General features: G+C 61.7%; 3 protein-coding genes. All 3 read right to left on the bottom strand.

Going from position 1 to position 4,168, the window contains the following annotated elements:
• Positions 1-96 precede the first annotated feature (96 nt).
• Positions 97-1,452: a cytochrome c biogenesis protein CcdA gene (locus RR842_RS12355; RefSeq protein ID WP_332512384.1), complete on the bottom strand. Its 1,356-nt coding sequence runs from the start codon at positions 1,450-1,452 to the stop codon at positions 97-99.
• Between the two features lie 153 nt (positions 1,453-1,605).
• Positions 1,606-2,754 carry a 4Fe-4S binding protein gene (locus tag RR842_RS12360; RefSeq protein ID WP_332729931.1) on the bottom strand — a complete coding sequence of 383 codons (1,149 nt, stop codon included), beginning with the start codon at positions 2,752-2,754 and terminating at the stop codon, positions 1,606-1,608.
• Between the two features lie 9 nt (positions 2,755-2,763).
• Positions 2,764-4,168, bottom strand: a 1,405-nt coding sequence (mobB, locus tag RR842_RS12365; protein ID WP_332512388.1) for a molybdopterin-guanine dinucleotide biosynthesis protein B, incomplete at its 5' end; no start/stop codon positions are given.

The following is a 4,168-nucleotide window of genomic DNA, read 5'->3' on the forward strand; positions in this document are numbered from 1 at the left end:
AGTAGCCCGCCTTCGCATACCCGACAGCTGCGCGCACTCCCTCCCGCGCGCGGCATTTAACGAGAACAGCGCCCCTTCCCCGGAGGCGCTGTTCTCCTACTTCCGCACGCCCGCTATTGTTTGGTCGACGATACTGTTCATCACGTCGGCGGTGAGCATGCCCGACACGTAACCGAACACGTTGCCCTGCTTGTCGATCATAAACGTAGTGGGGAATGCGCTCACGCCATAAGCTGCGAACAGCTGACCTGACGTGTCCATGAGCACGGGGTATGTCATACCGTACTGATCGATGAACGCCTTCACCTCGCCCTCGCTCACGTCGGCGTTGCTGGGATGGTCGGGTGTTTTGGGATTAGCCACGCCCAACACCACCACCTCGCCCTCGTTCTGACCGCGGTCGCGGAACAGTGCCTCGATGTCGGGAATCTCGGTTTTACACGGCCCGCACCACGTGGCGAAGAAGTTCAGGAACACCGTCTTACCGCGATAGTCGGACAGCTTGCGCTGCACGCCGTCCTGATCGACCAGCACGAGATCGGCCAAGGGTGCTGCCTGCTCGTCGCCCGCGGAGTCATCTTTGGCTCCCGACCCGCCCGAATCGCGGCCGTCCGCTCCGCCCGCCGAGCCGCTTCCAGCCGAACCCGTCCCACTGCCACCCGTTGCACCCGAGCCGGCCGCGCCTCCGTCTGCCGGCTGTTCCTGCGCCGTCGGCGTCGCCCCAAACGATGACAGGTAGCTGGTCACGCCATTCATCCATCCCGTCATGGTCATGATACCCATGAGCACCAGCAGCACGCCGCCCGCTTTCACCGTGTACTTCACGACCTCGCCATACGTACGGAAGAACCGCAGCACCTCACCCGTGAACAGACCCACCGCCACAAACGGTAGCGCAAAGCCCAACGTGTATACGGCCACCAGTCCAAAGCCCACCGCAGCCGACGCACTCGACGATGCCATCAGCAGCACACTGGCCAACACCGGGCCCACGCAAGGTGTCCATGCGAAGCTGAACGTAAAGCCCAAAACCAACGCGGCCAGCGGATTCATAGCGAATTTGCCCAGATTGAATGGCAGGCGATGCTCTTTCTCCACCAGCTTCGCCTTGCCGAACACGCCCAGCATATACAGGCCGAACGCAACCATGACAATACCGGCGACCATGGAGAACACCCGCTGGTTGCCGGTGAAAAACTGTCCGAGCGCTGTGAACCCAAAGCCCAGCAAAAAGAAAGCAAAACTCACGCCGATTACGAAAAAAAGCGTATTCACCAGCACCTTTTTGCGTGGATACTCGACCGTGCCATCATCGTTGACCTTGGCCGTACCGCCAGCCAGATAGCCTATGTATAAGGGGATGAGGGGCAGCACGCACGGCGAGAAAAAGCTTAATAGCCCCTGGATAAATACAGTCAGCGCCGGAACGCTCATCTCAAGCGAAAAGCCCATGCGAGTCCTTCGTTGTAGGGTGGAACTCGTTTATACCCTATACCTCAAGCGCAAATGGGCCCAATAGAGAAACACATGGTTTTCGCACGCGGACGTAGTCGCGAATCGTCTGCAAGATCAGTCATTGCGCCAGTACGTGCTATCGAGAGAGCCTTAGCGTTTGAGACCCGACAGGATTCCCGAACGCGCAGGCGGCTCCGGCAGATGGATTAGCCGCGGCTCGAAGTCGAACAGCTCGTCGGTAGATACGGTGGATTCCACCACGAGGCACTTCTTCAGGCAAGCGTCGGCGCAAAGGTTGCATTGCACGCAATCGGCTACCGAGAACTCCAGATAGCTGCCTTCACCACCATCGGGTACCAGCTCGCTTTTCCTGAGAGCACCGGTCGGGCAGAACACCGTGCACATGCCGCACGCAGAGCAAGCGTCCGTATCGATGAGCACGCTGCCGAACAGGCGTGTGTCGATCTCGGACACGACCGAGGCGCCCAAGCGATCCATCGCATCGAGTACGCGCATGCGTCGTTCGGGGTTGAACTGCGGCAAGGTACCCGAATCCGACATGCGCAGCCGATCGCGGAGCGACGGTGCGTCCGCGCCGTCCTTCTTGATGAACGCCACTTCGACGGTCTTCTCCGCCGCATCCTTGGCCACCGTTCTCGCCTGCGTAAAAAACCCGCGGCGCTGCGATGCCAGCAGGCTGCGCTGGTCCTCGAGCAGCACGTCCTCGGGAAACGCCGAGGCCCGCTCGACGCGAACCGGCGAGCCCTGGGCTGCCAGCAGCGTGTTCGCCGACGCCACCGTGGCGTCGATCCCCGGAACCGTCGCGCGGAACTTGCAGGTAGCGCACGCACCGTCCACCAACAGCAAGTCGCTCACGCCGCGGGCAGCAAGCCCCAACAACACGCTTTCCTCCATACGGGCCAAACACGGAACCTCAACAAACTTCGCCGGGTCGCCCAAGCGCTTGGAGGCGATGCGCGCGCAGGCGAACACCGCATGGCCGCCCGAGGCCACCACGACATCGGCCGCACGCGCCGCCAAATCCTCGTCGAGAGGCACCAACGGGATAAGCGCCTCGGTAGGACACACGGTCGTGCAGGCACCGCACGATACACACCGTCCCCCGTCGAGCGCCAGCACGTTGTCTACCGCGAGCACGGCATCGGCCAAGCAGGCATCGGCGCATTTGCTGCACGACGAATGGCGATTACGCACCACGACACAACGGTCGGTTGCCAGGAACACGGCCTTGCTCTCCAGTGCCTCGGCTATTTCAACGATATCGACAAGATTCGGCATAGTGCCTCGTTATCCCTCCAGGAAAGATTCTTCCAGCGAATGCAATTCCTCAGGGGTATTCGCGTTGATGAAGCACCCGCCCATGGGCTCGGCCTCCAATACGCTGGCTTGAGGGAACTCGAACACGTTCACGTCCTCGAAGAACGCTTGGGCGCGTTTCTCGCCGCGATCCAGCGCTGCACGCACTGCAGGAAGGCAGGCCATGCGGCGATACATCGCATGGAACGGCTCATAGCCGTGCTTGTTCACGGGAACCACCACATCGGCCCCCGACTCGTTCATCGCAAGCGCCTCGGCAACGACCAGCGAGCCCGACGCGAACACCATATCGCATGCCACCACGGCGACATAGGGGTTGCGCGCAGCCTGCAGGGCCGTGTAGAGCCCGGGCAGCGCACCGCGGAAGTCGAAGGCATCGCAGACGAGCTGGATGCGCAGATGCGGGAACTCGGCATGCAGAAATGCCAGGTTGTCCGGCTCGTTCGTTGTGATGATGAGATCGTCGGACACCGGCCCTAGGCGCTCCACCAAACGGCAGATGAGCGGTTGGCCCGCAAAGGGCACCGTCGCCTTGCTGCGGCCCATGCGCCTGCTCTCGCCGCCCGCCTGGATAACCACCGTCACGCGAGGGCGCACGTAATGCTCTTCCACGAAGTCGGCCAACCCGGCAATATCGTCCAGCGCAAACGACGGCACGTTGTACAGCTCAGCGGCACGCACGGCTTCTTCGATATCGGTAACCACCGCCACCGTCTTGTCCGTGGGAAGCTTGTTGGAGATGTCGATATGGTCGGGATGCTGCGTCTTGAAATGCGAGCCTTCCGCCTCGGCGGCATCGTCTTGCTCCGTATTCTTCAGGGTCGCCCGCGCCGCCTCATCGTCGGCGGTCGGCAAACCACGCGTGAACTGCGTGAAATCCGTGCCCAGCGGCCAACCGCGGCGCGCGCCTTCCGCAAACACCTCGGCAACCCGGGAGTCGGCATCGTTGCCGGAACGCATGATCTCGATCGTGGGGAGCCCGCTTTTACGATAGCCTTCCACCATCACGATATCGTGGCCGTACATGCTGCGCACGATGTCCGAGCACTCGACTTCGCCCTCAACGGTCTTGATACGCGCAATCTGGCCCGGCGCGGCGATTACCGTCTCGCTGGCTCCCGCGGCACGATGGCGGTACGAGTCCTTGCCGGGGTAGTCGATGTCGAAGCCCACATGGCTGTGGTGCTTCACGCTTCCCACGTCGTTGCCGCGCGCGACCAGCTCGGCAATAAGCTGCTCGATGAGCGTCGTTTTTCCTGAATTGTGTCGACCCACGATAGCAAGGGCCGGGCTTGGGATGTTCACCATATTCATGCACTCGTCCTTTCGGCGCATAAGTATAGCATGAGCACCCGGCGTCCCTGCCGACAGCACA

This window comes from Gordonibacter sp. (assembly GCF_036667095.1).
Classification (GTDB): domain Bacteria; phylum Actinomycetota; class Coriobacteriia; order Coriobacteriales; family Eggerthellaceae; genus Gordonibacter.